Origin of the sequence: Teredinibacter haidensis, from assembly GCF_014211975.1 — a bacterium.
Lineage (GTDB): Bacteria > Pseudomonadota > Gammaproteobacteria > Pseudomonadales > Cellvibrionaceae > Teredinibacter > Teredinibacter haidensis.
Window position 1 is genome coordinate 4,383,848 of the sequence record NZ_CP060084.1, and the last position, 22,805, is coordinate 4,406,652.

The 22,805-nt window shown below is 49.3% G+C and carries 15 protein-coding genes and 1 riboswitch; of the genes, 11 read left to right on the plus strand and 4 right to left on the minus strand.

Annotated features, from left to right (window positions below; all coding sequences use genetic code 11):
• Nucleotides 1–4: 4 nt before the first annotated feature.
• A complete protein-coding gene (locus tag H5715_RS17925) occupies nt 5–2,722 on the minus strand; it encodes a ligand-binding sensor domain-containing protein (protein WP_075184896.1) in 2,718 nt (905 codons plus the stop codon).
• Nucleotides 2,723–2,911: 189 nt separating this feature from the next.
• Nucleotides 2,912–4,318 (minus strand): glutamate--ammonia ligase, encoded by a 1,407-nt coding sequence (glnA, locus tag H5715_RS17930; protein WP_075184897.1) that lies wholly within the window; start codon nt 4,316–4,318, stop codon nt 2,912–2,914.
• Between the two features lie 360 nt (nt 4,319–4,678).
• Here glnA and thiI point away from each other — a divergent pair, with 360 nt between their 5' ends.
• Both thiI and H5715_RS17940 read left to right on the plus strand, forming a co-directional pair.
• A complete protein-coding gene (thiI, locus tag H5715_RS17935) occupies nt 4,679–6,148 on the plus strand; it encodes a tRNA uracil 4-sulfurtransferase ThiI (protein WP_075184898.1) in 1,470 nt (489 codons plus the stop codon).
• 23 nt (nt 6,149–6,171) lie between these two features.
• Nucleotides 6,172–6,627, plus strand: a complete 456-nt coding sequence (locus H5715_RS17940; RefSeq protein ID WP_075184899.1) for a hypothetical protein — start codon at nt 6,172–6,174, stop codon at nt 6,625–6,627.
• A gap of 50 nt (nt 6,628–6,677) precedes the next feature.
• On the opposite strand, the gene H5715_RS17945 is transcribed toward H5715_RS17940, so the two are convergent.
• Complete coding sequence (locus H5715_RS17945; RefSeq protein ID WP_075184900.1) at nt 6,678–7,220, minus strand: porin family protein; 543 nt, start codon at nt 7,218–7,220, stop codon at nt 6,678–6,680.
• 145 nt (nt 7,221–7,365) lie between these two features.
• Between H5715_RS17945 and H5715_RS17950 the strand changes: the two genes are divergently transcribed.
• Entirely contained in the window at nt 7,366–8,511 is a 1,146-nt protein-coding gene (locus H5715_RS17950) for an AGE family epimerase/isomerase (protein WP_075184901.1), read from the plus strand.
• Here the strand turns inward: H5715_RS17950 and H5715_RS17955 are convergent.
• On the minus strand, nt 8,508–9,518 hold the full coding sequence (locus H5715_RS17955; RefSeq protein ID WP_075184902.1) for a LacI family DNA-binding transcriptional regulator: 1,011 nt from the start codon (nt 9,516–9,518) through the stop codon (nt 8,508–8,510). The two genes, H5715_RS17950 and H5715_RS17955, sit on opposite strands and share 4 nt — an antisense overlap.
• A 598-nt stretch (nt 9,519–10,116) precedes the next feature.
• Here H5715_RS17955 and H5715_RS17960 point away from each other — a divergent pair.
• The 8 genes from H5715_RS17960 to thiS all read left to right on the plus strand — a co-directional run bounded on the left by H5715_RS17960 (nt 10,117) and on the right by thiS (nt 22,803).
• The gene (locus H5715_RS17960; RefSeq protein ID WP_075184992.1) at nt 10,117–11,298 is read left to right on the plus strand and encodes a glycoside hydrolase family 130 protein; all 1,182 of its coding nucleotides are present in this window, start codon (nt 10,117–10,119) and stop codon (nt 11,296–11,298) included.
• An 8-nt stretch (nt 11,299–11,306) separates the two neighbouring features.
• Nucleotides 11,307–12,503: an AGE family epimerase/isomerase gene (locus H5715_RS17965; RefSeq protein ID WP_075184903.1), complete on the plus strand. Its 1,197-nt coding sequence runs from the start codon at nt 11,307–11,309 to the stop codon at nt 12,501–12,503.
• A 213-nt stretch (nt 12,504–12,716) separates the two neighbouring features.
• The gene (locus H5715_RS17970; protein ID WP_083607950.1) at nt 12,717–14,102 is read left to right on the plus strand and encodes a glycoside hydrolase 5 family protein; all 1,386 of its coding nucleotides are present in this window, start codon (nt 12,717–12,719) and stop codon (nt 14,100–14,102) included.
• A gap of 149 nt (nt 14,103–14,251) precedes the next feature.
• Nucleotides 14,252–15,379 (plus strand): efflux RND transporter periplasmic adaptor subunit, encoded by a 1,128-nt coding sequence (locus tag H5715_RS17975; RefSeq protein WP_075184904.1) that lies wholly within the window; start codon nt 14,252–14,254, stop codon nt 15,377–15,379.
• Between the two features lie 30 nt (nt 15,380–15,409).
• A complete protein-coding gene (locus H5715_RS17980) occupies nt 15,410–18,526 on the plus strand; it encodes an efflux RND transporter permease subunit (RefSeq protein WP_075184905.1) in 3,117 nt (1,038 codons plus the stop codon).
• Nucleotides 18,527–19,195: 669 nt separating this feature from the next.
• A riboswitch (TPP riboswitch) is annotated at nt 19,196–19,296 on the plus strand.
• A 121-nt stretch (nt 19,297–19,417) separates the two neighbouring features.
• Nucleotides 19,418–21,112 (plus strand): phosphomethylpyrimidine synthase ThiC, encoded by a 1,695-nt coding sequence (gene thiC, locus H5715_RS17985; RefSeq protein ID WP_075184906.1) that lies wholly within the window; start codon nt 19,418–19,420, stop codon nt 21,110–21,112.
• Nucleotides 21,096–22,625, plus strand: coding sequence for a thiamine phosphate synthase (thiE, locus tag H5715_RS17990; protein WP_075184907.1), 1,530 nt, complete (start codon nt 21,096–21,098; stop codon nt 22,623–22,625). Before thiC ends, thiE begins: the two co-directional genes overlap by 17 nt.
• A complete protein-coding gene (gene thiS, locus H5715_RS17995; protein WP_075184908.1) occupies nt 22,606–22,803 on the plus strand; it encodes a sulfur carrier protein ThiS in 198 nt (65 codons plus the stop codon). Before thiE ends, thiS begins: the two co-directional genes overlap by 20 nt.
• The last annotated feature ends 2 nt before the right edge of the window (nt 22,804–22,805 follow it).

Below are 22,805 nucleotides of genomic sequence, written 5' to 3' on the forward strand. Positions count from 1 at the left end.
AAAACTAAAATGCGAAACTGGTGTTGCTTTCGGAGCGGATTTCTATCAGTTTTTCGATATGATTTTGAACCCATGGACGATTTTTTAATCCTGTCAATGAGTCGTGAAAAGCCATATAAAATAGCTTTTCTTCTGCGTTGCGACGCTCTTCAATTTCAACAAGTAATTGATTGGTTCGTTCTTTTACTCGGTTTTCAAGTCTTTCATTGAGTTCGTTAACTTCGGTTGTTTTATCTTCCACTAATACTTCAAGCGCTTTCTGTGCATATTTATTGACTTCTAATCGCCAGTAAATAAACAAGTAGACCAACGCAAGCAAAATAATGGAGAGTAGTATGCGAGCCCGTAATGACTGCCACCAGGCTGGGTGAATAACAATCTCAACCGCCTTTTCCGATGTGCTCCAGACACCGTCATTATTGGAACCTAAAACTCTAAACGTGTACTTTCCCGGGTCGAGGTTGGTATAGCGAGCACGACGACGGTTGCTACCGGCTTCAATCCATTCGCGGTCTAGCCCTTCAAGTTTATAACGATACCGGTTTTTCAATGGAGAAATAAAATTGAGCGCCGTAAATTCAAAGGTAATATCTCGCTGATCGTATGCGAGTTCCAGCTTTTTCTGCAGGTTAATGTGGGAGCTTAGCCAAGGTTCTTCGCCAATTTTTACCGGGTTCTGGAATAGCTCAATCCCAGTTAGGTGAATTGCGGGGGAGTGAGTGTTTTTGGGTAGAACGGATGGGTCGAAAGAAGATAGGCCCGATGTGCTCCCAAAATACAGTCGGCCGCTACGCGTGGATAGGTGGCTTAAACGATTGAACTGCTTGCCGACCAATCCATCGGTCTCATTAAAGGTTTCAAATGATTCTGTTTTTGGATCGAAACGATTCAGTCCGTTTCTGGTACCCAGCCACAGGTAACCGTGTTTGTCTGCCTCAATTGATGCGACATAACTTGCGGCTACACCATCTTGAATAGAATAAAATTTGGCTTTATTTGTTTGGGGGTTGTAGCGAATAAAATTCTGGGCGGAGGCGATCCATAATATACCTTCAGTATCCAGATGAAGATCAAATATGCCTCCAAAACCGTCAATATCGACTGTTGTAAATTGCTGGGTTTGAATGTCAAGGCTTTCCAGGCCTGCCTGGCCTCCTATCCAGACCTTGCCGTTGTCCATTGGCAAAATGTCGTTAACGGAATAATTAATCATCCCGGTATTCATTTCATTTTTAATCGGATGATAGGTTTCAAACCGTCCGGTTACGGGGTCGTAAGTTTGTATCCCTCGTCGCCAGGAGCTTAGGTACAGTAATCCATAGCTATCGATTTCGATTTGGAAAATATTATTACTATCCAGTGTTTGGTCATTGGTGGCGTCGGGATTATGCTGTATTCGCAAAAATTTCCCATTGCGTGGATCGAGGCGATTTAAGCCTCCCGCCCAGGTGCCTGCCCAGATATATCCTTGTGCGTCTTCGGCAAGCGCGATTACTGAGTTGCTACTGATACTGGAGGGATCGTTGGGGTCGTGGCGATAGTGGCTAAATATACCGGTTGAAGGATCGAATTTATCTAAACCTCCGCCATCCGTGGCCAGCCAGATATAGCCGCTACTATCTTCATGTAAATCCAGGAGATTATCGAAGCTGAGACTTTTGTTATCGCCTGCGAGGTGTTTATAGCTTGCGAATTTCTCCAGGTGCTCGCTGACACGGCGCATCCCGTACGAAGAAACCGAAAACCATAGGGAGCCTTCGTCGTCCTCTTGTATGTTGTTGACTGCGCCCGGTGGGAAGGCGTATTTGCCAGCGTCTGATGCGGGAAAATGGAAAAAGCTGTCCGTTTCCGGCTGGTGGATATAAACGCCCCGTTTGTCTGTTCCCACCCACATGCGTTCGTGGGAATCGAGAAACACTGACCAAATTTCGTTAGATTTTAAGGCGCCGTGTTTTTGGGGGGCTGCTCGGTGGCGTTTGATTTTTTGTGTTTCGATATCAAGCACGACTAAGCCTTCCATCGTTGCAACCCATAGATTTCCCTGGTTGTCCTCCGTTAAGCTTCTGATGGAATCGATTCCCAGGGAAAATTCGGCAGGCATAGGGTATTGCGTTATTTGATGAGTTTTGACATTGAACAGGAATATACCTGCATTGGAGGCTACCCATATCGAAGAATCGTTATGGGGAGTAATGGCGGTTACAAAATTCTCATTAGAGCTAGGGAAGAATTGGTGGACAACCTGCTTGGTTTTCAGGTCGAAGGCACGAAGGCCTACCCCTTCGCCACCCACCCATAAAATACCGTAATGATCTTCGTACAGAGCCCAAATGGCTTCGCCATTTTTCGATACGTTGAAGCGTGAAAAGGTTTCTGTTTCTGGGTGATAAAGGTCAAGTGTTCTACCGGCAACCCACAGCTCGCCTGTGCGTTGGCTTAATATTGCTGTGATGTAGACGGAGCCGATGGTATCGGGGTCGTTTGCGTTATTGACGAAGCTCTGCATTCGGTAGCCATCGTAACGTTTTAAACCGTTATCGGTGCCAATCCACAAATAGCCATCGTGGTCGTGCATGGAAACAAAGGCTAGATCGCTGCTGCTGTCCTCTTCAAGGTAGAGAGGGTGAAATTTGATATTGCTATAGATCTGTTTGGGGGAGCCGTGTGCCTGCAGAGAAAAGCCGAAAATAGCGAGAGTCAGAGCTAAGATTAGTGCTGGCATTGTCTACCGGGACGGTCTGGGAGAGTGTTTTTTAAGGATAGCGCAAAAAAGCTACAGGCATCGTTCTTCGTGGCTGCTGAATAACCTTAATTCTGGCGTGAGAGCCCGGGTTGGGGGGGACAATTAGAGTGAAAAAAAGCCCAGTCAGTTTCCTGCCCGGGCTTTTTGTTTTCTGGCTAAGCTATAAACTTATACAGAATAGTACATGTCAAACTCAACTGGGTGAGTTGTCATGTTGAGCTTTTCAACTTCTGCGCGCTTGAGCGAGATGTACGCATCGATGGTTTCTTCGGTGAATACGCCACCTTCGGTCAAGAATCCACGATCAGCGTCCAGGGCATCCAGAGCTTGTTCAAAAGAGCTACATACTGTTGGGTATTGACCAACTTCTTCCGCAGGGAGGTCATACAGATCCTTGTCACCTGGATCGCCAGGGTGGATCTTGTTCTTGATTCCGTCCAGGCCAGCCATCAGCATTGCAGAGAATGCAAGGTAGGGGTTGGCGGTGCAGTCTGGGAAGCGGATTTCTACGCGACGTCCCTTAACGTTAGGTACGTAAGGAATGCGGATAGACGCAGAACGGTTACGTGCAGAGTAGGTCAGAATAACGGGTGCTTCGAAACCTGGAACCAAACGCTTGTAAGAGTTGGTAGAGGCGTTACAGAAAGCGTTCAGTGCACGCGCATGCTTAATGATGCCACCGATGTAAAACAGGGACATTTCGCTCATGCCAGCATAAACGTCACCAGCGAACTGGTTAATACCATCTTTAACGAAAGATTGGTGAACGTGCATACCAGAACCGTTATCGCCAACCAAAGGCTTAGGCATAAAGGTGGCTGTTTTACCGTAGGCGTGAGCAACGTTATGTACGCAGTACTTAAGAATCTGAACTTCATCAGCTTTCTTAACCAGAGTGTTGGCGCCAACGCCGATTTCACACTGGCCAGCAGTACCTACTTCGTGGTGGTGTACTTCTACAGCTAAACCCATTTGCTCCATGGCATTACACATAGCAGCGCGCAGGTCGTGAAGTGAATCTACAGGTGGTACTGGGAAGTAACCGCCTTTAATGCCAGGACGGTGGCCCATGTTGCCTTCGTCGAAGCTGTGCTCTGAGGCCCAAGCGGCTTCTTCGGAAGATACCTTGTAGAAGCAACCGCTCATGTCGGAGCCCCACTTGATATCGTCAAATACGAAGAATTCTGGCTCTGGACCAAAGTAGGCTGCATCGCCTAAACCGGTAGAGGCCAAGTACTCTTCTGCACGTTTGGCGATGGAGCGAGGGTCGCGCTCGTAGCCCAGACCGGTAGTCGGTTCTACGATGTTACAACGAATAATTACAGTGGGTTCGTCGGTGAATGGGTCTAGAACCGCAGAGCTGTCGTCTGGCATTAAAATCATGTCTGATTCGTTAATACCTTTCCAGCCGGAAATAGATGAACCGTCGAACATCTTTCCTTCTTCGAAGAAGTCTTCACCAACTTCTGATACAGGGAGAGAAACGTGCTGTTCTTTACCTTTGGTATCGGTAAATCGCAAGTCTACCCAGCGAACTTCATTTTCTTTGATCAAATTCAGAGTCTGCTCTGACATGAGATTCCTCCAGAGTCATGGCCCAAGCCAATATTGTTATTGAGAAAGGTGAGTATTAAAATATTTTTGTACTCTTAACGCTCCGTTTAAAGTGCAATTGCTACTCACATCCTAGCGAAACGTAAGATTGAGTGGAACGTCAATCGCAATTAATGTGCCATAATGCCCGAAGCCGTGAAACACTTGAAAAACAAGGGCTTCGCGTGAACGTGAACGAAATTGTTGCAAAATGGCGCACATAACTGGTGCATTGTTTTGGTACTGCACCAAAAAAGCGCTCCAAATACAGAGCTTGCGGTGAAGTAGCGGGCCATTATACTCGCACCCTAAACTTTTTACAGATACTCGATCAAACCTTCCATGATATTTACCGTACGCTTTTTTCCTGAGATCACCATTAAGAGTCACCCCGTTCGAAAGCGCTGGACACGGCAGCTAACGGAGAATATACGGCTTCTCGCAAAACGCCTTCACCCCGATGCCAAAGTGCAGCAGGATTGGGATCGAATTGAAGTTCGAGTGCCGGAGGATACGCCGGAAGTGGAAGGGCAGTTTGTCGATATGTTGGCGCGCATCCCGGGTATTGCTAATTATTCTCTCGTTCGGGCGCACCCATTTGAGACATTGCATGATGTCTATGAGTTGGCCCTGCAAGCCTGGACAGAGCGCCTGAGAGGTAAAACATTTTGTGTGCGGGTGAAGCGCACGGGCCAGCACGATTTTACCTCCATTGAAATGGAGCGTTATGTTGGTGGCGGGCTGAACCAGAATACCCAGGCCGCAGGCGTTAAACTTAAGGATCCGGACGTCACTGTTAGCCTCGAAATAAAAGATAGCCTCTGTTATCTCGTGGAGCACAAGTATGCGGGCCTCGGCGGTTTTCCATTGGGAACTCAGGACCAAGTCTTGTCGTTAATCTCGGGCGGGTTCGATTCCACAGTCGCGAGCTATCTGATGATGCGCCGTGGGCTGCGCACGCACTACTGTTTTTTTAATTTGGGTGGTAAGCAGCATGAGCTAGGTGTAAAGGAGATCGCGTTTTATTTGTGGAATCGCTATTCCTCCAGCCATCGGGTGCGTTTTTTCTCGATCCCTTTCGAAGATGTAGTGGCCGAAATCCTGCAAAAAATTGGTCCTGCGAATATGGGTGTTGTGCTGAAGCGCATGATGCTGCGGGCAGCCGATCAAATTGCCGAGCGCGGTGGCGTGCAGGCGGTTGTAACCGGTGAGGCCATTGCTCAGGTATCCAGTCAGACAGTTCCGAATCTTGCGGTTATCGATGATGTTGCAGACCGACTGGTGTTGCGCCCACTGATAGTCATGGATAAGCCGGATATTATTCGCCTTTGTCGCGAAATTGGTGCGGAGAATTTTTCGGCGAATATTCCTGAATATTGCGGCGTCATTTCTGTAAAGCCCTCGGCAAAAGTGAAGCCGGAAAGGGTCGTGGCGGAGGAAGCAGGGTTCGATATGGGGATTCTGGAGAGGGCGATTGCCAATACGCGGATGCAGCCGATTGATGCGGTCATGGAGGATTTACAGCAAACAGAGTATCAAATGGAAGAAGTGGTCGAGCTGTTGGATGCCGATGTGGTAATCGATATTCGTCACCCCAGTGAAGTGGAAATGAAACCCTTAAAGTTGGCCGCTGAGCAGGTGATGACCATTCCGTTTTACAGCCTTAGTGGCGAGTTCAGCAAGCTCGATGCTTCCTGTCGCTATCTGCTGTACTGTGAGAAGGGGGTGATGAGTAATCTTCATGCTGCCCATCTGTTTGATGATGGTGTGCAGAATTTGGGGGTGTATAGGCCCGTCAACAAGCCCTTCTAGGGCGCTATATGTGAGTAACTAAAATGGCTGGTGGCGCATCGCGTAAACAGAATGTACTGGTGTTTGTTGCTGCGTTGGCAATTATTATATTGTCTGTTGTGGCTACGTTGTTTGTATCTGAGCGGATGGCTAATGGTGGCTTCGGTTCCTCCGGTAAAGATGGTTATCAGAATATTACGTTTACTGATGCCGTTGTCACCTGTCGGGATTACACGGACAGCAGTTTCGGGGGGCGACAGAGAACACTGGAGGTCGATGATCATTCGTCGCGTTTTGATCAGCGCGAATTTCTGTACAAAATTTTTCTAAAAGTCGAAACGCCAACTCAAAAGGGAACCGGTTTAGCGTTGCACTATGTGAATTGCTTCGTTAGTTCTTCAAGTGGTCGGATTAGTAAGTTTGAAGCCTACGAAGATAAGGAAGAGTCTGTTAGTCCGGTAACCGAGAATGATACTAATATGTTTGGTTGGCCGCGTTAAGGTCTGAAATAAAGGGTTGCCGCGTAGACAACCCTTCTGTGTCTGCCGTGCTAGAAACGATAATCAAAGCCGATACTGAGTATACTAAAGTCATTGTCGGACGAATTTATAAGCTGACGGTATTCGAAATTTAAGTTGGTGTCTTCATTCATCACAAAGCCCACTCCAGCGCCAAAAGATGCGCCCGACTCCGATGCGCTGGCACTTGCATCCCCCAGTGAGTTGGTTGTCTGAACATTGGAATAACCCAGTAAGCCGTAAAGCTTGGCTATGGCATTGGCAGATTCTGCTCGGTAGTAAATGCTCTCGTAGTGATCGATATCCACGTTGATGTCGTAGGCTGTGTCACCTTGCCCCACGGTGTAAGCTTCGCTGGAGGCTCCCGTGCCAACGCGGATCTCACCGCCCAGCCAGCTGTTGTATTTATAGCCCCCGGTAAACTCAATGCTACGGAAGTCGACGCCGTTTTCAGCTGCGTCTTCTGTGTTTCCGTCGACAAAGCCCATTGCGGCTCCGGCGTAAAATCCCTGCATATTGTCGGCGAGTGCAGGAAGTGAAATAACTGTGGCAATGATTAGTAAAAATTTCCTCATGGTCGAGTCTCCAATATTGTCTTTATTGTGCTCTAGTTTAGCTAATCGCAAAGCGCTGCGTTAGTGTTGTCGCGCAAAAGTTGAAGATTGATTGTGTTTAATCCACTATGCCCGCCGCTTAAGCTTATTATTCAGGAGAAATGAGATGTCTACTAAAGAATTACAAGCAGCAGCTTCAAGTTGGGTTGATTGGGTGAAGGACCAGGCGTTGCCGCGTTGGAGTCGTGATGGCGTTAATGTAAAAAACGGTGCGGCTTACGAGCGCTTTTTGTCAGATGGTACTGCCGACGCCAGTGTCAATACGCGGATGCGGGTGCAGGCGAGGCAAATGTTTGTATTTGCGATGGCGAGTACAAGAGGGTGGATGGATAAGGCTGAGGCTAAGCGAGTGGTTGATGGTATTGCCGCTTTCGCCAATGGTAAAGGTCAGCACCCCAGCGGTCATGGGTATGTGCATATTCTTGCGCCAGATTACTCCATCGCCGACGGCAAGCGAGATCTCTACGATCACGCATTCTTTATGCTTTCCTGCGCGGCGCGCTATAAAGCCTTTGGCGACGAAGATGCGCTGCAATCTGCAGACAAGATTATGGGTTTTCTTGATGCCGAACTGGGTAAGGTGTCTGGTGGTTGGCTCGAGGGGGATTACGATACGGACCGTCGTCGTCAAAACCCGCATATGCATATGTTTGAAGCGGTATTGTCGCTCTACGAGGCAACGGGCAATGCCAAATGGCTGGCGCGTGCAGGGGAAATCTATGCCCTGTTTGAAACCCGCTTTTTCGATCCTAAGTTCGGCGTGCTGCGCGAATATTTTAATCACGACTGGACGCTGCTGGATGGGGCGGATGGCGATATTGTCGAGCCGGGACACATGATGGAGTGGGTATGGCTGTTACGTTGGTATCAGCGCTGTAGTGGTCACGATGTGTCCCACTATGCTGATGCGATGTACGAAAAAGGCTTGGCGGATGGTTTTGCGGAGGATGGCCTGTTGATGGATGCGGTCAGCCCAGACGGAGAAGTGATTCATGCGACCAAGCGCAGTTGGCCTATGACTGAGTTGGTAAAAGCTGCCCTGGCGCAAGCACAAGCCGGATGTGAGGGCGCGGAAGAAGTCGCCTTAGTGGCGGCGAATCGCTTGATGGAAGTCTATATTAGCCAGGAGCACGCCGGTTTGTATGTGGATCAGATCGATGAGGCAGGCACTGTGCTGGGCGACACCGCCCAGGCCAGTATTCTCTACCACCTGCTGATGGCAGTTATGGAGCTGGATAGCTACGGGAGTTAATATTCAGGCACCGCCACTTTTACGGTTGCCGTACTTTTTCGCAAGATGAAATCGTACGGCAATACGTGCTCTTCTTCGCTTAAGGTTTCACCCTCGATAAGTCGTAATAGCATATCCACGGCAATTGTGCCCATATCGTCCGATGGTTGCGCGATAGTGGTTAGGGGGGGATCGCAGTAGCGTGCGTAGTCGATATCGTCAAAGCCGGTTACCGACACGTCCTCTGGCACTTGTAGGCCGTTGGATTTCAGCGCCTGTATTGCACCAATCGCCATTTCATCATTCATACACGCGATTGCGGTTGGGCGCTCTTTAAGTCTGCATAGTTGGTTAGCGGCGTTGACCCCGGACCAGATAACGTACTCGCCTTCGGCAATCAATGCTTCATCAAAGGGGATTCCGGCGTTTTCCAGCGCCTGCTTGTAGCCTTTAAAGCGGTCTACTGTGTGTGGGTTGCCTTTTAGTCCGGTGATCAGCCCGATGCGCCTGTGCCCGAGAGAAATTAAGTATTCGGTCATATGTTTAAACGCGGTCACGTTGTCTACGCGAATACAGGGGCCTGGAGAGCTTTCGGTTGCGCACAGATGCAGGTAGGGAAACTTAAACTTACTGGCGTTGTGAAACTGGTCGGACATCGGGCGCAGCTGAATCACGCCATCGGCCAGGCGGGTTTCCACCAAGCGGATATATTCCTGCTCGCGAGCGTTGGAATCCTGCGTATCTCCGAGCAGCACTGAATAGCCCTTTTTCTGGGCGCGCAACTCAATGCTGCGAATAACCTGGGCGAAGAAGGGGTTTGCGATATCTGGAACCAGTACCACCAGTGAGTACGACCGTGCGGAGCGGAAATTGCGAGCTAACATATTGGGACGGTAATCGACCTGGTCGATAGCGTCCTGCACGCGTTTGCGGCTGGCTTCGGAGACCTTTTCCGGATGGCTGAGCGCGCGCGATACGGTGGCAACCGAAACGCCGGCGATACGGGCTACTTCACGAATGTTTGACATTGTTCTGCTTATACTGGGTTATTGAAATGTTTCGTCTGAAGTCACTGTAAGTGTTACAGCGACAGAAGAGAAGTATTACATTTGCAGTTGCTTTTTTGTTATAAAAATCCTCTTTTTTTGCAAATAGTTACCGCATTTGATGATAAACAACTGAAAAATTGATGTAACTTGCTACATTTCTGTTTCATTGGTGTAGCGTCCCTTTTTTGGGCGGATAATCTGTTGCTCCGTTGAGCTTATACTCTATACTTGATTTTATGAGTGTAACCGATTACATTTTGCGTCCTTTTTCTTTTCAATAATATGCTGGTCAGATGTAAATGGTACTAATATCCCCTTGTTACACTGCTGTTTGCAGTTGGTGTGTCGGTTAGGTATTGCATGATCGAGCAGGGGCTCAGCAGTGGGGTGGAATTGGTTTTTGCCCGGCTGGGAGCAATATTGTGGTAGTGGCAATTCGTATATACTATCGCCCGCCAATATTTATGTAGTTATTGCTGAATCAACGATATCTGACAGCGCTAACTCCTTTAATCTATCGGACATAATGACGGCCCAGTACGTCATTTATTCGACCAATTACCGAGGTTCAGATCGAATGAGCGAATTTAAATCCACCCTTAAACAAAAGATTTCGGCATACGAGGCGCTAGTTAAGCGTGAAAATAAGCCAGCTACGTCCAATGGTGTTTACCAGCGCTGGCAAAATCCGATTCTTACCGCTGATCACGCGCCTATTCATTGGCGTTATGATCTTAACGAGGAAACCAACCCCCTGTTGCTTGAGCGCTTAGGTGTAAACGCCGCCTTCAACTCCGGGGCTCTGTACCACGAAGGTAAATACATTCTGGCGGTTCGTGTTGAAGGCGATGATCGCAAATCTTTCTTTGCTATTGCCGAAAGCCCCAACGGTGTCGATAGTTTCCGCTTTTGGGATTTCCCCATCACCTTGCCTGAAACAGAGCGCCCTGACACCAATGTGTACGATATGCGTTTAACTAAACATGAAGACGGTTACATTTATGGCCTCTTCTGTACCGAGCGCAAAGATGAAAACCAGCCGAACGATACCTCTGCCGCAGAAGCGCAGTGTGGTATTGCCCGCACCAAGGATCTAATTACTTGGGAGCGTTTACCCGATTTGGTTACATACTCTGGTCAGCAGCGCAACGTTGTGCTCCACCCTGAATTTGTCGATGGCAAATACGCTCTTTACACTCGCCCGCAAGACGGTTTTATCAGTGTTGGCAGCGGCGGCGGTGTTGGCTGGGGTTTGAGTGAGAGCATGGAAAATGCTGAGATCAAAGAAGAAGTGATTGTTGATGGTAAAACCTACCACACCATCAAAGAAGTGAAGAATGGTCAGGGCCCAGCGCCAATCAAAACCGATAAGGGTTGGTTACATCTGGCTCACGGTGTGCGCAACACCGCTGCTGGCCTGCGCTACGTACTCTACGTCTTTATGACAGAGCTGGAGCGCCCCTGGGTGGTAACTCATCGTCCTGGTGGTCACTTTATTGCGCCTCGTGGTGAAGAGCGTGTGGGTGATGTGTCTAATGTAGTATTCACCAACGGCTGGGTTGTTAATGGAAGTAACGAAGTCTTTATTTACTACGCCTCTTCCGATACCCGCATGCACGTAGCGACTTCTACCGTTGATCGCCTGGTGGATTACGCCATGAACACCCCTGAGGACGGCTTGCGTTCTGCGGCTTCGGTGCAAACACGCAACAAACTGATTGCATCAAACCTCGAAATTATGAAAGATCTGGACCTTTAAGGAACCCTATGAGCGAGCACCTGATATCTGAGATTCGCGCTGAATTACACGAAATTGCCGATTGGTGGCTGGTCAATACGCCGGACGAAGAAAACGGCGGTTTTATTGGCGAGATTAGTGTCGATAATGTCAAACAGTTCAATGCTGATAAAGGCATTATCCTGAACACCCGCATACTCTGGTTTTTCAGCGAAGCGGCGTTGTTTACCGGTAAAGAAGACTACAAGCTTGCAGCCGAGCGTGCTTATGCCTATCTGACCGAAAAGTTCTTCGATAATGAGCACGGTGGTGTTTATTGGGCCTTGGATGCGACCGGTAAATGTGTCAATGATCGCAAGCAAATCTATGCTCAGGCGTTCGCCATATATGGTTTAAGTGCTTTCTATAAACTGACTCAAAATGAAGAAGCCCTGGAAAAAGCCATGGCAATTTTTGAGTTGATCGAAACGCGCGGTCACGACGATGAGCGAGGCGGCTATCTGGAAGCCTTTGGTCGTGAGTGGCAACCGCTGGAAGATATGCGCTTAAGCGACAAGGATTTGAATTCACCCAAATCGATGAACACTCACCTGCACATTCTGGAAGGCTACACGGCGCTCTATGTTGCCAATCCTTCCGATGTTGTGGCCAATGCCATGAAGCGTTGTTTAGGTTATTTTGATACGCAAATTATTAACAAGGAAAATAATCACCTGCGCATGTTCCAATCCATGGATTGGAGCGATATGTCCACCTCTATTTCCTACGGTCATGATATCGAAAGCAGTTGGTTGATCTGGGAGGCCGTCGAAGCTCTCGGAGATGAAGCGCTGGAAGCACATTACCGCCCCATAATTTTGGCTATGGCGAAAACTATTCTGGAACAGGGTATTGGCGCCAATGGTGAAGTGTTGGATGCCTACAATTTCGAAACTAGCACGCTGCTAGACGAGCGCGTATGGTGGGTGCAGGCAGAGGCTATGGTAGGCTTCCTTAACGCTTATGAGCTGACCGACGAAAAAGCTTATTACACGGCGTTTGAAAATGCGTGGAGCTTTATTAAACAGTACCAGAAAGACAATGAAAATGGTGAATGGCACTGGTTGTCGACGCTGGATAAGCCGCATGTGGGCGATTGCAAAATTGGCTTCTGGAAAGCGCCGTACCATAACGGTCGCGCCATGATGGAAGTGTGCAAGCTGTTTGTAAAACTGGCTGAAGAGTAATAAAGCGCAGGTTTGTCCTGCAAAATTGAAAGTGGGGGTTCGGTGTATGCTACTGAGGCCGCTGCCAGCATAAGTGTCGGTCTCGAGTCGAGATGGATGTATTGATGGCGTGTCGCACTAGTGAATATCGAGCCCCTGTCAGCACCAACCTCCTATGAGTTTTTATCAATAGCGGTCGGTGAAAAATAAAACAGATAAAAACCTGGGGGATTTATGAGTCGTTTGCACTCACTGAAAAAATTGATATGGCTAGTGCCGCTGCTGACCAGTTTGCTGGTTGCTTGTGGTAAGCAAGATGCGTCGGCCCCGGTAGCCGAGAAACCAACTGTAACGATTCCGAATAGCCCTTTTGTCAGTGTGGTGGGTAATAAGTTTTACCTGAAGGGTAAACCCTACCGCTACGTGGGCACTAACGTCTGGTTCGCTTCCTATATTGGTTCTACATCTGAAGATATTGGTGATCGTGAGCGTCTTGGTCGCGAGCTCGACCTGCTAAAAGATACCGGTATTACCAATCTGCGATTACTCGGTGCCTCCGAGCGCTCGCCGCTGGATAACTCCGTTAGCCCGGCGATTATGCACAAGGGCGAAATAGAACGTGAAGATATCCTTGTCGGTCTGGACTACGCTCTGGCCGAAATGGCTAAGCGGGAGATGAAAGCTGTCATCTACTTAAATAATTTCTGGGAATGGTCAGGCGGAATGGTGACCTACCTGAGCTGGGTAAACGGTGGTGAGTTTATTAATCTGGGTGATCCAGAGCATCCGTGGCCAGCCTTCGCCTTGTTTTCCTCGCAGTTTTACAGCAATGAAAAAGCGGTAGCGCTATACCATGACTATATTTCCAAGCTGCTGGAACGTCGCAATACGGTAACAGGGCAGCTGTATAAAGAGGACCCAACCATTATGTCCTGGCAGCTGGCTAACGAGCCGCGTGCGGGCGATGGCGAACAGAGTTTGCCGAACTTGCCTTACTATTTTGACTGGATTCGTAATACCGCTAACCTTATTAAAAAGCATGCGCCCAATCAGCTGGTATCGGTAGGTAGCGAGGGTGTTGCAGGTTGTTTGGATATGAATGAGTGTTTTCTCGGCGCGCATGCCGATAATGGTATCGACTATGCGACCTTCCATATGTGGCCGAAAAACTGGGGCTGGTTTAATGTGCAGACACCGGAAGAAACTATTGGTGACGCGTTTAAAAATGCCAACGAGTATATTGATCGTCATGTAGATCTGGCGAATCAATTAAATATGCCGATTGTGTTGGAGGAGTTTGGCTTGGAGCGTGACTTGGGGCTCTTCTCTCCCGAGTCCGGAACCAAATACCGCAACCAGTTTTATGAGTTTGTCTTTGGCAGAATCAACCACAGCGTGCACAGTGGCGGTCCATTTGTGGGTTCCAACTTTTGGGCCTGGGGTGGTTATGGTAAGGCGCTGCACGATGATGCGGTTTGGCGCACGGGCGATAAAACCTTCGTGGGCGATCCTCCCCAGGAGCCTCAGGGCTTGAATTCCGTATTTGCCAGCGACGAAAGCACTCTGAAAATAATTCGTGAGCACGCCAACGTCATTAATGCGGATTTGCTCGCTCAGTAGCACATCTAAAGCGAACAATTCCAAAAGGGTCGCAGTATGCGGCCTTTTTTTTTAAGCTACAGTGATGTATACAGCTCCATACGTTTTGACTGTAAACGGAAAATGCGGCGGGTATACTGCCCGGCCGCTAAAAACAGGAATGGCATTTTATGAAGAAGTATCTGGTTTCTATCGCTGGTTTGCTGGGCATTGTTCTAGTGATTGTAGGTGTTAAGGGTTCGCAATTTTTCAGTCTTTATAAAATGGCAGAAACCATGGTAATGCCTCTGACCGTTATTTCTTCCATGCCGGTGCAGGAGCAATCCTGGGAGCAAACGCTCAATACAGTGGGGACGTTGGAGGCCGTGCAGGGGGTGGTGGTAACCGCCGATATGCCCGGTCGAGTAACGGAAATTCTGTTTAAGGCTGGTGCCGAAGTGAATGCCGGGGATGTGCTTATTCGCCAGGATACCTCCTCGGAGCAGGCTCAGCTGCGCGCGGCGGAAGCGTCTGTGGCGTTGGCGAAAACCAACCTAGATCGTATTGAGGCCCTACTGGCTAAAAAAGTATCCTCCAAGTCCGAGTTCGATACGTCCGAGGCGCGCTACAAAGAAGTCGTCGCTCAAGCTGATAATATTCGTACCAGTATCGACAAAAAAACGGTTAAGGCGCCTTTCGCCGGCCGCCTGGGTATACGCCTGATCAATGTGGGTAGCGACCTGGGAACTGGTAGTTCCATCGTCTCGTTACAGGCGGTGGACCCCATCTACGTGAACTTCTCCTTACCGCAGCGTGATTTGTCGATGCTGCAGCTGGGGCTAGAGGTGCGTTTGGAGACCGATGCGGTCCCCGGTAAGGCATACAGCGGCAAAATCAGCGCCATAAACCCAGAGATCGACCCCGTTACCCGCAGCGTGCGTGTGCAGGCCAGTCTCTCCAACGAAGACCTCTCCCTGTTGCCCGGTATGTACGCTAACCTCCGGGTTGTTCTGCCGGAGACCGAGCAGGTACTGGCTGTTCCTGTAACGGCTGTGGCCTATGCAACCTTTGGTGACTCCATCTTTGTCATCGCAGAAGAGAAAGACGAAAAGAGCGGCAAAATGCAGCAGGTTGCACGCCAGCAATTTGTGCGCCTGGGCAAAACCCGTGGTGACTTCGTTGCAGTGGCGGCGGGCGTAAGTGCTAGCGATACCGTTGTAAGCACGGGTGTGTTCAAACTGCGTAATGGTGCTCCTGTTATCATTAACAACGAAGCCCTACCCGATTTCAGCCTGAATCCGGATCCAGAAGATTCCTGATTCGTTAACGTATTAACCAAGGGCTGAATTATGAAAACTGCTTTTACTGATATTTTTGTTCGTCGCCCGGTGTTGGCGATAGTGGTGAATCTGGTGATTATTATTGCCGGTATTCAGGCTATTAGCTCGCTCACTGTGCGCCAATACCCGCGAAACGATAACGCGGTTATCTCCGTTACCACCGCCTACATTGGCGCAAACGCCGAGCTGGTGCGGGGCTTTATTACCACACCTATGGAAAGGGCGATCGCCGGAGCCGATGGTATTGATTACATTACCTCCCAGAGCGGGCAGGGAATGTCTACGATCAACGTGCAACTGGAATTGAATTACGATCCCATCAAGGCGTTGTCGGAAATTACGTCAAAGGTGAACCAGGTGCGCGGCGATCTGCCGCCAGAATCGGAAGTCCCGATTATTAATGTGCAATCCGCTGACAGCGCCTTTGCCTCCGCCTATTTGAGTTTTAGCTCGGACATTCTCGAGCCCAACCAGATTACCGACTACCTAGTGCGCGTGGTGCAGCCTCGTCTCTCGGCGCTTGAGGGGGTGCAGCGGGCTGATGTGTTGGGTGCGCGCACCTACGCCATGCGTATTTGGCTCAAGTCCGACCGTATGGCCGCTTACGGCGTTACACCGGTGCAGATTCGCCAAGCATTGTCAGCCAATAATTATTTGGCCGCGCTGGGCAGTACCAAAGGCAATTATTTACAGGTGAACCTTTCTGCTAATACGGACCTGAACACCGTGCAGGAGTTTCGCGATCTTGTGCTGCGCTCGGAAAATAATGCGCTGATACGCTTGAGCGATGTAGCAGACGTGGTGCTGGGATCGGAAAGTTACGATGCCGAAGTAATGCTCTCTGGCAAACCGACAACCTTTATGGGCATCTTCCCGATGCCCAATGCCAATACGCTGGATGTTATGAAGCTAGTGCGCGCTGAGCTGGACGCTCTGAGTGAAGGTATGCCCAAGGGAATGAATGCCTCCATCGGTTACGATGCCACAGAGTACATTGAAAGCTCCATTAGTGAAGTTGTCAAAACCCTCAGTGAAACGCTGCTGATTGTGGTGGCGATTATTTTCCTGTTTTTGGGCTCGGTGCGCTCGGTCATCATCCCGGTTATTGCCATTCCCGTATCGCTGATCGGCGCAATATTCCTTATGCAATTATTCGGGTTCAGTCTTAACCTATTAACTTTGTTGGCAATTGTTCTGTCGGTGGGCTTGGTGGTCGACGATGCGATTGTGATCGTTGAAAACGTCGAGCGTCATATCAGCGAGGGGCAGACGCCCATGACGGCGGCCATTCTCGGTGCCCGTGAGTTGGTCGGCCCCGTTATCGCCATGACCATTACCCTGGTAGCCGTCTATTTGCCTATTGGTTTACAGGGCGGGCTTACCGGTTCTCTGTTTCGGGAGTTTGCCTTTACGCTCGCCGGTGCGGTGATGATTTCCGGTATTGTTGCGCTGACCCTGTCACCGGTCATGTCTTCGAAACTGTTGACCGTGGGTATCGAAGATAAAGGCTTTGCCCACACCGCTGCCGAAGCCTTCCACAAGGTCCGTCGCGGCTATATGCGCTTGCTGGATGTAACGCTGAGCGCGCGTGGTGCGGTCTACCTAGTGTGGGCGGTACTGAGTATTCTGGCGGTTGCTATGTTTATGCAATCGCCAAAAGAGCTGGCGCCAAACGAAGATCAGGGTTTTATCTTTGTGATTGGGGAGGGTGCATCCTCATCTACGGTTGATCAGACGCGTATCTATTCTGCAAAGGTTAACGAAAAGTTGTTGGCTGTGCCCGAGAGCAAAATGACTTTCCAGATAACCACACCGGGTAGCGCCATTGGCGGCTTATTGCTGACACCTTGGGATCAGCGTGAGCGCACGGTATTTGAGGTGCTGCCGGAAGTAACCGGTGATTTGAATAATATCAGTGGCTTGAGCGTCTTCGCGATCACGCCGCCCGCCCTGCCCGGTGGTGGCAGTATGCCGGTAGAGTTTGTGATTGCTGCGACCGCCGAAGTGGAAGATATTCTGAAATATGCCGAACAATTACAGCAGAGAGCCGCAGCCAGCGGCATGTTCGCCTTCCCGCCTCAGATCGATACCAAGGTGGACGTACCCGAAGCCGAACTGATTATTGATCGTGACAAGGTTGCCGACCTTGGGCTGAGTCTGCAGCAGGTGGGAGCCGATGTGGGCGTGATGCTCGGCGGTGGTTACGTCAATCGCTTCAATATCGGCGGTCGCAGCTACCGGGTTATTCCACAGGTTAAGCGCGGTGAGCGTTTAAACGCGGAACAACTCAACGATATTTTTATTACCGGTCCCGAAGGTAAGCTGATACCGCTGAGTACCGTGGCTGAAATAAGGCAGAATACAGTGCCGCGCTCGCTGAATCGCTTCCAGCAGCTCAACGCTGTCAAGCTTAGCGGTGCTCCTCAGCAATCACTGGATGCCGCATTAGCGTACCTGGAAGCTGAGGCGGCGAAAATATTGCCCAGCGACTATATGGTTGACTACACCGGTGAATCCCGCCAATTACGTCGCGAAGGTAATAAGTTTGTTCCGGCCTTTATGTTGGCGCTGCTGCTGATATTTATGGTGCTGGCTGCGCAATTTAATAGCTTCCGTGATCCCTTTGTGATTTTGGCTGGCTCGGTTCCACTGGCGATGTTCGGTGCGTCCATTTTTACTTTCCTTAAGTTTCCAGTGCCGGGCATGGGCTTCTGGACGGACGGATTCACCACCACGCTGAATATTTATTCGCAGGTGGGGCTGGTAACACTGATTGGTCTGGTCTCCAAAAACGGAATTCTCTTGGTGGAGTTTGCCAATAAATTACAGGAGCAGGGCTTGAGTAAACTTGCCGCCGTGCGCGAGTCTGCTTCTACCCGATTACGACCCATTTTAATGACCACCTTTGCGACCGTTGCGGGTCACTTTCCTCTGGTGCTCGTCACCGGTGCTGGTGCCGAAGCACGAAACTCCATCGGCTTGGTCATTGTTGGTGGAATGGCGATCGGAACCGTATTTACTCTCTTTGTTGTGCCCTCCATTTATATGTTGATAGCAAAAGATCAGCAAGGTGAGCTGACTGAATTGCCCCCGCAAGAGAACACTATTGAGCTTGCTGAAGCATAGGGCGCTGTCTTTAACTCCAGGCCAGTTTCCCCGCTGGTCTGGCTGCTGGTAACTCGCGAGAAAGTTAAATTAGTGGCGCAGCCTTTCCTCGTGTTCTGTCTCGCTACGGCGGGGCAGTAATTCTAAAACGCTCTCCTTTAATCACAAAAAATAGTTTTCGATCAGTTCGTAAATGAAGATAACGCCCTACTGATGACAGCATAGGATGCTGTTGATAAAGGGCGGCGAGAGGTACGTGGCGGACGAGCAGTTGAATATTCCTGGAAGCGCCACAAGTCTTATTGTTGATTCAGCCTATGCAACTAAATTTTTTTCAAGTTAATCGTTGCCAGGTCTCTAGAGTAGCGCGCAAGTGAAAAATGAATTAGGCGAAATATTTTTTTCGCGAGAGTAGAAAGCTTGTCGGAGATAAGTGCACAAATTTTTTTTCGCCTAGTGATAAGGAAATAAAAAAGCCAGAAAATATCAAAAGATCTTGCTCAAGAGATAACTGTGTTGAGGATAGCGGTGCCGTGTTTTTGGTATCATATTCCATCAATAACTGTAGCGGGAAGTTTGGCCAGCACAATGGAACTTTATTGGGGGCTCTCGCTGTTAGGGATATTCGCCCTTTTTTCTAGCTGCGAAGCACACCCTTTTCATGCGTATGTCCTTAGCGTATACTCCAGCTCGAACTTGTCGGAGCGCTGTAGAGCTGAGACTGTCATTAGACAGAATCCGTACCACCTGATCAGGATAATGCCTGCGAAGGGAACAAGAATTACAGATACATATAAACCATTTTTCCTGCCCGCATAGGGCGAAAATCTTAACAGCGTATCTGCAACTCAAACTTTCCTCATTCAGTTTCTATACCTCCCGTTTATTCTTCACCCACATGGGAGGTGTGTAATGTCTCAATTCGAAAAACTATCTATTCCTGGTTCATCACCGTGTCATGTAGGCGATGAACAATGCTCTGCGTTTGTGGCGCAACGGGTCATTCACACTGAAGAGGGCGACCTTCCTGTCTACGATACGGCGGGCGAATTCTTGCGTAAATCCGTTGATATCGAAAAAGGTATCACATCACTTAGAGAGAGCTGGATTGATGCGAGAGGCGATACCGTTGCTGCGAAATTAATTACTTCCGACTCAAGTTTCGGCGAGCGACACCGGGAACGCGCCGTTGATCGTGGCGTAACACAACTCTACTATGCGCGCCGTGGCATTATTACGCGGGAGATGGAATATATTGCTTTGCGCGAAAATCTGGGTGACCCCAAGGGGCCGATTAACGCGGAGTTTGTGCGAAAGGAAGTTGCCGATGGGCGGGCAATTATCCCCGCTAATATCAACCATCCCGAAGCAGAGCCGATGATTATCGGCCGGAATTTTCGCGTTAAGGTAAACGCCAATATCGGTAACTCGGCGCTTAAGTCAGATATTAAAATCGAAGTAGAAAAATTGCTGTGGTCGCTTCGCTGGGGAGCAGATACCGTCATGGATCTCTCCACGGGAAAAGATATTCCGCTCACCAGGGAAACCATTTTACGTAATTCGCCGGTGCCCATTGGTACCGTACCCATTTACGAAGCGCTTGAAAAAGTCGGTGGCGATGTGGCTGATTTAGATTGGGGTGTTTTTCGTAAAACGCTGATTGATCAGGCGCGCCAGGGGGTGGACTATTTCACTATTCATGCGGGGTTGTTATTGGAGCATGTGCCGCTGACCGAGCACCGCGTTACCGGCATTGTTTCGCGCGGTGGATCTCTAATGGCTAAGTGGTGTCTGACCTACCATAGCCAGAATTTTCTCTATACGCACTTCAGAGAAATTTGTGAGATCTGTGCAGACTACGATGTGTCGTTATCACTTGGCGACGGGCTGCGCCCGGGAAGTATTGCCGATGCCAATGACGAAGCGCAGTTCGCAGAATTACGCACCCTGGGTGAACTCACAAAAATCGCCTGGGAATACGACGTACAAGTCATGATAGAAGGGCCGGGTCATGTGCCTCTGAATAAAATTCAGGAAAATATGGACGAGCAATTAAAACATTGCCACGAGGCGCCCTTCTACACGCTCGGCCCGTTGATTACCGATATTGCTCCCGGCTACGACCACTATGCCTCAGGTATTGGCGCGGCATTAATTGCGTCGCAGGGATGCGCAATGTTGTGCTATGTCACGCCTAAAGAGCATTTAGGTCTGCCGGAAAAAGAAGATGTTAAACAGGGCTTGATCGCCTATCGCATTGCTGCCCACGCAGCGGATATTGCAAAAGGATTGCCCAGCGCCCAGATTCGAGACGACGCGCTCAGCCGTGCACGGTTTGAGTTCCGCTGGCAGGACCAATTTAATCTGTCTATCGATCCGGAAACTGCGCAAGCCTATCACGACGAAACTTTACCGCAACCACAGGCAAAAAGTGCTCACTTTTGTTCCATGTGCGGGCCGAAATTCTGTTCAATGAAAATATCACAGGATATTCGCGATGCCGTTCAAAAACATGAAGGATTACGCAATAAAGCGGAGCAGTTTCTGTCTTCTGGTGGCGAGTTATACCAAGCTTTAGGAACCGAAAAAGATGTTGAGTCTGTATGACACCAATTTGGCGATAGACGGTGCCCCACTAATCTGGGCCGTTGGTGGTTCAGACAGCCGCGCGGGCGCGGGCATTCAGGCCGACCTCCTGACAGCGCAGGATCTCGGCGCCTGCTGCTGCACTATTGTTACTGCGGTAACTGCGCAATCGGCTCGACAGGTTGCGATGGTACAGGCGGTTGATCCGCGAGTAGTAGAGCAGCAATTGAATACCTTGCTCGAAGATGGACGTCCACAGCTGATTAAGGTGGGCCTTGTGGCAACGCAGGAACAAGTAGAGGTAATTGCCAAGTGGTTGCAGAAAAACCCGGTAGAGCTGGTGTTAGATCCGGTACAGATCGCGAGTAACCAGGATGGTCTTACCGTGGGTAAAGTAGATCTATCGCCACTATTTTCCTACTGCAAACTGATAACACCCAATAAACACGAAATAGACGCTTTGGGTGGTATTGAAAAGCTCTCCACCACGGGCGCGAGAGCGGTATTAGTGACGGGGAAAAAAATTGCCAAAGGACAGTTGGCCGACTGTCTCTATGAGTTTGGCAATAGCGGTTGCAAGTTATGGCGACATACGAGAATTGACTCGATAAATTCACATGGGACGGGTTGCACATTGGCGACGGCAATTACGGTTTTTTCTGCGCAGGGGTTTCACCTTGCCGACGCGATTACCCAAGCAATCGCCTATGTGCGAAATGGATTGCTGACAGATGAAATTGGAAGTACCAATCACTCGGTAAGCCACAAAGGATGGCCAGGGAATTCGGGTGTATGGCCGATGGCTGTAGAAACAAAAAAACGGGATGGGATTTTCGATAGTGAAGCGGTCAATAGGGATATTACATTTCCGTCGTTAAAACAGCCTTTGGGTTTTTATCCTGTTGTGGACTCTTTCGAGTGGGTAAAGAAATTGATCGATTGCGGCGTGCGAACAATCCAGCTAAGAATAAAAAATGCGGTATCGCAGAAGAATCTTCGGTGCGAGTTGGCGGAGGCAATCGCATACGCAGAAGAGGCAGAGGCGCAATTGTTTATTAATGACCACTGGCAGCTGGCCTGTGACCTCAAAGCTTATGGTGTTCATCTCGGTCAGGAAGATTTGGAAACGGCCAATTTGAAAACTATCGTAAACGCCGGTTTGCGCTTGGGAATAAGCACCCATGGTTTTTTTGAGCTAAGTGTCGCGCTTTCCTGTAAACCCAGTTATTACGCATTGGGGCATATTTTTGCAACCACAACCAAAGAAATGCCCAGTTCTCCTCAAGGGCTATCGCGTTTAAGTAAGTATGCGAGTTTGATGCGGGATTTTCCAATTGTTGCCATTGGTGGAATCAACCTGTTGAACGCCGAAAAAGTTATGTCCTGTGGTGTAAGTAGTATTGCCGTTGTTCGGTCTGTTACGGAAAGCGAAAATCTACCCGATACGATTCGTAAATATAGTGAAATATTTCATTCCATGAAATACACGGCCAATATTGACAAAGAGGCGCTCTATGCAGATATATGTGAATAATGAAGTGTTGCATACGGATTGTAAAAACCTTCAGGAGCTTATCGATCTGCAGGCCGTTGGTACACAGCGGATTGCCGCCGCGCTTAATGGCAGCATTATCGTTAGACGTGATTGGCCGGAAACTCAGCTGAATAACGACGATAACATTGAGTTCTTTCAGGCGGTTTCAGGAGGGTGATC

What these genes read in the sequence shown, in the direction of transcription:
- H5715_RS17925 (WP_075184896.1), bottom strand. Translation starts at nt 2,722, where the DNA reads ATGCCAGCACTAATCTTAGCTCTGACTCTCGCTATTTTCGGCTTTTCT.
- glnA (WP_075184897.1), bottom strand. Translation starts at nt 4,318, where the DNA reads ATGTCAGAGCAGACTCTGAATTTGATCAAAGAAAATGAAGTTCGCTGG.
- thiI (WP_075184898.1), top strand. Translation starts at nt 4,679, where the DNA reads ATGATATTTACCGTACGCTTTTTTCCTGAGATCACCATTAAGAGTCAC.
- H5715_RS17940 (WP_075184899.1), top strand. Translation starts at nt 6,172, where the DNA reads ATGGCTGGTGGCGCATCGCGTAAACAGAATGTACTGGTGTTTGTTGCT.
- H5715_RS17945 (WP_075184900.1), bottom strand. Translation starts at nt 7,220, where the DNA reads ATGAGGAAATTTTTACTAATCATTGCCACAGTTATTTCACTTCCTGCA.
- H5715_RS17950 (WP_075184901.1), top strand. Translation starts at nt 7,366, where the DNA reads ATGTCTACTAAAGAATTACAAGCAGCAGCTTCAAGTTGGGTTGATTGG.
- H5715_RS17955 (WP_075184902.1), bottom strand. Translation starts at nt 9,518, where the DNA reads ATGTCAAACATTCGTGAAGTAGCCCGTATCGCCGGCGTTTCGGTTGCC.
- H5715_RS17960 (WP_075184992.1), top strand. Translation starts at nt 10,117, where the DNA reads ATGAGCGAATTTAAATCCACCCTTAAACAAAAGATTTCGGCATACGAG.
- H5715_RS17965 (WP_075184903.1), top strand. Translation starts at nt 11,307, where the DNA reads ATGAGCGAGCACCTGATATCTGAGATTCGCGCTGAATTACACGAAATT.
- H5715_RS17970 (WP_083607950.1), top strand. Translation starts at nt 12,717, where the DNA reads ATGAGTCGTTTGCACTCACTGAAAAAATTGATATGGCTAGTGCCGCTG.
- H5715_RS17975 (WP_075184904.1), top strand. Translation starts at nt 14,252, where the DNA reads ATGAAGAAGTATCTGGTTTCTATCGCTGGTTTGCTGGGCATTGTTCTA.
- H5715_RS17980 (WP_075184905.1), top strand. Translation starts at nt 15,410, where the DNA reads ATGAAAACTGCTTTTACTGATATTTTTGTTCGTCGCCCGGTGTTGGCG.
- thiC (WP_075184906.1), top strand. Translation starts at nt 19,418, where the DNA reads ATGTCTCAATTCGAAAAACTATCTATTCCTGGTTCATCACCGTGTCAT.
- thiE (WP_075184907.1), top strand. Translation starts at nt 21,096, where the DNA reads ATGTTGAGTCTGTATGACACCAATTTGGCGATAGACGGTGCCCCACTA.
- thiS (WP_075184908.1), top strand. Translation starts at nt 22,606, where the DNA reads ATGCAGATATATGTGAATAATGAAGTGTTGCATACGGATTGTAAAAAC.